The sequence below is a fragment of the Parafrankia sp. Ea1.12 genome, assembly GCF_900465275.1.
Classification (GTDB): Bacteria; Actinomycetota; Actinomycetes; order Frankiales; family Frankiaceae; genus Parafrankia; species Parafrankia soli.
In genome coordinates this window covers 1-4,763 of record NZ_UBIZ01000603.1, presented here as the reverse complement: position 1 = coordinate 4,763, position 4,763 = coordinate 1, and the positions used below count along the sequence as shown (strand labels likewise).

General features: G+C 74.0%; 6 protein-coding genes. All 6 read right to left on the bottom strand.

Going from position 1 to position 4,763, the window contains the following annotated elements; all coding sequences use genetic code 11:
* On the bottom strand, positions 1 to 306 hold a 306-nt coding region (locus FMEAI12_RS32810; RefSeq protein ID WP_200835495.1), incomplete at its 3' end, for a metal ABC transporter permease.
* On the bottom strand, positions 306 to 1,220 hold the full coding sequence (locus FMEAI12_RS32805) for a metal ABC transporter permease (protein WP_071064956.1): 915 nt from the start codon (positions 1,218 to 1,220) through the stop codon (positions 306 to 308). The genes FMEAI12_RS32805 and FMEAI12_RS32810, both read right to left, overlap by 1 nt.
* Positions 1,221 to 1,227: 7 nt before the next feature.
* Complete coding sequence (locus FMEAI12_RS32800; protein ID WP_112109031.1) at positions 1,228 to 2,232, bottom strand: metal ABC transporter ATP-binding protein; 1,005 nt, start codon at positions 2,230 to 2,232, stop codon at positions 1,228 to 1,230.
* 28 nt (positions 2,233 to 2,260) lie between these two features.
* Positions 2,261 to 3,298, bottom strand: coding sequence for a metal ABC transporter substrate-binding protein (locus tag FMEAI12_RS32795; RefSeq protein WP_112109030.1), 1,038 nt, complete (start codon positions 3,296 to 3,298; stop codon positions 2,261 to 2,263).
* A 76-nt stretch (positions 3,299 to 3,374) separates the two neighbouring features.
* Entirely contained in the window at positions 3,375 to 3,977 is a 603-nt protein-coding gene (locus tag FMEAI12_RS32790; RefSeq protein WP_020464627.1) for an OmpA family protein, read from the bottom strand.
* Positions 3,978 to 4,030: 53 nt separating this feature from the next.
* Positions 4,031 to 4,763 (bottom strand): hypothetical protein (locus tag FMEAI12_RS32785; protein WP_235014958.1); only part of this gene is annotated, 733 nt, incomplete at its 5' end.

Sequence of the window (4,763 nt, the reverse complement as noted above, 5' to 3'; positions counted from 1 at the left end):
GCCGGTGCCCGCCCGGCCAGCGCCACCCGGACCGGTGCCGGCCGAGTGCCCCGGGGTGCCGGTGAGCAGGGCGACCGTGCTCACCAGCAGCACGCCGAACAGCCCGGCGCCCAGGACGAGGTTCATCCCGATCAGGGAGGCGATCACGACGCCCGGGAAGGTCGCGTGGGTCATCGCCATGGTGAGGAAGCTGAGCCGGCGCAGCACGACGTGCACGCCGACGGCGCCGCACAGCGTCCCGACGATCAGCACCTCGAGGAGGGCCCGCCGGGTGTAGCCGTCGCCCAGCGAGTCGAGCAGCGCCATCAGGTCGCCCCGCGTGACGAGGCGGGCCGCCGCTGCCGGCGCTCGCGGGAACGCGCGCCCCGTGACCGGCGCGGCAGCATGGCGACGAGGAGAGCCAGCGCGTAGATCACGACCAGCGCCAGGACGACCGTCGCGCCGGCGGCGAGCCGGATCTCGTGGCGCACGGACGCCTCGTAGCTGGCGACCAGGCCGAGCCAGCCGCCGAGGACCCCGAGCCCGATCGAGGCCAGCACGATGACCACCAGCCGGTCGCTGAGCAGCCGGGCCGCCGCCGCCGGGATCACGATCAGGGCAATGACCAGCACCGTCCCGACGGCGCGGACGGCGGCGACGACGACGAGCGCGATCACCAGGTTGAGGACGAGGTCCAGCAGCCACACCGGGTACCCGGCCGCGCGCGCCCCCTCCGGGTCGAACGCCCGCAGCAGCAGCTCCTTGTGGATCAGCGCGAGCACCGCGAGAGCCACGGCGGCGGTCACCGCGGTCACGGTGATGTCGGTGGAGTCGACGGTCAGCAGACGTCCGAAGAGGAACGCGGTGAGATCCGACGTGTAGGACTCCCGGCGCGAGACCAGCACGACACCGACGGCGAAACAGCCGGTGAGCAGCATCGCCATGGCCGCGTCCTCGGTGACCCGCCGGGTGGAGACCAGCGCGGTGAACCCGGCGGCGGCCGCGACGGCGACGAGCAGCGCACCCGGCACGATGCCGGAGTCGCCGGCGATCAGAAAACCGATCACGACACCCGGGAAGACGGCGTGGGTGAGCGCGTCGGTGAGGAAGGCGAGCCGGCGCAGCAGGACGAGGACCCCGACCACGGCGCTCAGCGTCCCGAGCAGCAGCACCTCGAGCAGCGCCCGGTACATGAACGGCCGCTCGAACGGCGCGATCAGGAGATCGCCGGGCGTGCTCACGGCCTGGTCACACGCGGGTCACGACGACGCCCCGGCCGTCGATCTCCAACGCGGCGCCGCCGTAGGCGGCCCGCAGGGGCTCCGCGGTGAGCGCCTCGGCGGGCGGTCCGAACGTGATCTGACGGCCGCTCAGCAGGCACACCTCGTCGCTGATGAGCTGCGCCAGGGCCAGGTCGTGGGTGGAGACGACGACGGCCGTGCCGGCGGCGGTCAGCGTACTGAGCGCGGCGAGCAGGGCGTCCTGCGAGACGACGTCCACGCCGTTGAACGGCTCGTCGAGCAGCAGCAGGCGGGGCTGGGCGGCGATGGCGCGGGCCAGCAGCACCCGCTGGCGCTGCCCTCCGGAGAGCGTGCCGAAGCGATCCCGGGCCCGGTGGGCCAGCCCGACGGCCTCCAGCGCGGCCTGCGCCGCCGCCCGGTCGGCGCGGCCCGGCCGGCGGATCCAGCCGATCCCGCGGTAGCGGCCCATCAGCACGACCTGACCGACCGAGATCGGGAAGTCCGGGTCGAGCGTGTCCGCCTGCGGCACGTAGGCGACCTCCCGGCGGGCGGCGCCCGGGGGACGTCCGAGCACCGTGATCAGCCCGTCGACCACGGGCACCAGGCCGAGCACGGCCTTGATCAGCGTTGACTTGCCCGCGCCGTTGGGCCCGATGAGGGCCAGCGTCCGGCCCGGGTGGAGGACGCCGTGCACGCCGTGCAGCACCGGCACCCTGCCGTAGGCGATGCTCGCGTGCTCCAGCGACAGTGCGGCGGGAGCGGCCCCGGCCTGGCCGCCGCTCTCGCCCGCGGCCGTACCCGGGATCGCTGCATCCGGAATCGCCGTATCCGGGATCACGGCGCCGACCTGGTCGGGGAGCGCGATCGCGTCGGCCGCCAGTGCTGTCGCCACTGCCGCCACCGGCGCCGCGGTCGTCGGTATCGCCACGGGCGACGGGGCTCCGTCCGGCCCGTCCGGCGCGGTCAGGCACGGTGCCTGAGCGTTACCGGTCATGATCGACCACCGGTCCATCCTGTAGATCCTGGCTGTGGGTCCTGTCTCACCGGAGGGCGTTGACGATGGTATCCGTGTTGTGCCGTTCGGCTTCGAGGTAGGTGGCACCATCAGACCCCGCCGGGCCCAGCGTGTCGGCGTAGAGGGCACCCTCGCCGGCGACGACGCGGACGCCCGCCTCGCGGCCGATGGTCTGCGCCGTCCGCGGCGGCAGGGATGACTCGGAGAACACCGCCACGACGCGGGACGCCCTGATCCGGCTGACGATGTCGTCGATCGCCCGGCCGGAGAGCTCGGCGGACGTGTCGAAGCTCGGGATGATCGACCCGACGAACTCCAGGCCGTACCGGTCCACGTAGTAGCCGAACGAGTCGTGGTTGGTGACCAGCTTGCGCCGGTCCGCCGGGATGGTGTCGATCTTCTGCTGGTTCTCCCGGTCGAGCTCGTCCAGCCTGGTCGTGTAGCCGGCTAGGTTGGCGCGGTACGTGGCGGAGCTCTCCGGATCGGCCGCCGTGAGCCCCTTCTCGACGTTCGTGACCATGATCTTCGCGTTGCGCGGGTCGTGCCAGATGTGCGGGTCGCCCCCGGCGTGCTCGTCCTCATGCGCACCCTCGTCGGCGTGGTCCGTGCCCCCTCCGGGCTCATTCCGGACGGTGACCCCGTCGGCCATCACGACCTCGACGCCGTCGAAGCCGCTGGCCGAGATCGCGTCGTCGAGCCAGCTCTCCAGGTCGACACCGTTCTCGATCAGGACGTCCGCGGAGCCGATCGCCTCGAGATCGGCCGGCGAAGGCTCGTAGTCATGCGGATCGACGCCCGGCCGCAGGATCTGCCTGACCTCGATGCCGTCACCGCCGATGGCGCGGGCGAAATCCGCCGCGTAGGTGGTCGTCGCGACCACCCGTGGCGCCGAGCCGCCCGCGCCGCCGGAGCCCCCACCCGAGCCGCCGCAGGCCGCCAGCGCGGCGGCGAGCGCAGCCGCGGTGAGCAGAGCGGCGGCGGGACGCGCCACCGGCAGCGACCGGGGGCGCGAGGCCTGGTCCGACGGGTGTCCGGCGGCGGGCCGGAGGGGCAGGGGCGACATGAGGAAAATGAAAACGGTTGTCGATGCAGATGTCAAATCGAACCGGCGTGGTCCAGACGGATGGCGCCCGCGGAGGTCAGCTGGCCAGGAAGCTGATCTGGACCCGCCTGTTCAGCGCGCGCCCGGCGGCGTCGTCGGACCCGTCGGGCCGGGTGTTCGGCGCGACGGGGTCGGCTCCGCCGCGGCCCGTAGCCGAGACGCGCGTGCCGCTCGGTACGGCTGGGCGGAGCAGATCCGCGACCGCGTTGGCCCGGCGCTGCGAGAGGATCACGTTGTAGGCCGGGGTGCCGAGGCTGTCGGTGTGGCCGAGAACCGTGACCGTCCTGGTGGCAGGGCCGACCCGGCCCGCGAGCGTGGCGATCTCCGTGCGCGCGGCCTCGGTCAGATCGTCGGAGTCGAAGGCGAACAGGACGTCCGCGCTGATCGTGACGGTGACCCGGTCGCCGGACCGTTCCTCGGTGACCAGCGGGAGCACGGAGTCCGCCGGGTCGATGGTGAGGACCGAGCCGGCGGCGTCGAGCGGGCGCACCGAACGGGTGATCTCCTCGGCGGGCACATCGGCCGGGGGCGGTGGTGCGCTCGTGGCGCCGAGGGCCCCCGGGCTCTCCGCCCCGGCGAGCACCCAGAGCGCCGCGGTGACCAGAGCCAGCCGGGCGGCCCGGCCCGCGATCGCGGTCACCGGCGCCGTCACTGCCGCTGTCGCTGTCGCGGCGGGGGGCCGCGGGAGCGCGCTCAACGCGTGATCGCGGCGTCGTCGACGATCACCCGGTCGTTGAGGTAGACGTCCACGGTGGTCACGTCGGCGGGCGGTGCGGCGAAGGTGAACGAGCCGGTCACGGGCACGTTGTTGCGGGTCCGGGTGGTTCCCGAGGCGGCGCCCAGCGCCACTCCGGCGGAGTCCCGCACGACTGTGTAGCGGCGCAGGTTCACGGAGTCGACCAGGGTGACAGCGGCGTCGCGCCTGCCGGCCATGTCGTAGAGCGTGATGCCGGTGCCCGGGTCCTTGGCGTAGCGCGGCGTGAAGAGCAGATCGAGGCGGGCGAGTTGGCCGTCGACCCGCAGCCCGACGAAGCCGACCTCGACGTCCCCGTCCGCTCCCTGGAAGCGGGTGGTGCGGCTCGCGGTCGGCGTTCCCGCGGGCGGGGCTTCCGGGGAGGCCGCGCCGCCCTGGCCCGTGCCCGCTGTGCCGCTCGCCGGGGCCGGTGAGGGTGCCTCATCGTCGCCGGAGCCCGAACAGCCCGGGAGGACCAGGCAGGCAACCAGCAGGCCGCCGACCAACGCGGATGTACTCCGCGCGCGGTAGCCGCCAGAGCCACGGATCGAGGCCGGCCGGGCGGTCGACGCGGGACGCGCCCCCGGGGCCGACGGCCTCGCCGGGACGGGTGTCGTCCGCGGGCTGGCCGTCACCGGGCTGGCCGTCGCTGGGACGGTCGTCGGCGCCAAGGCGGGCGGGGGCAGGTGCGGC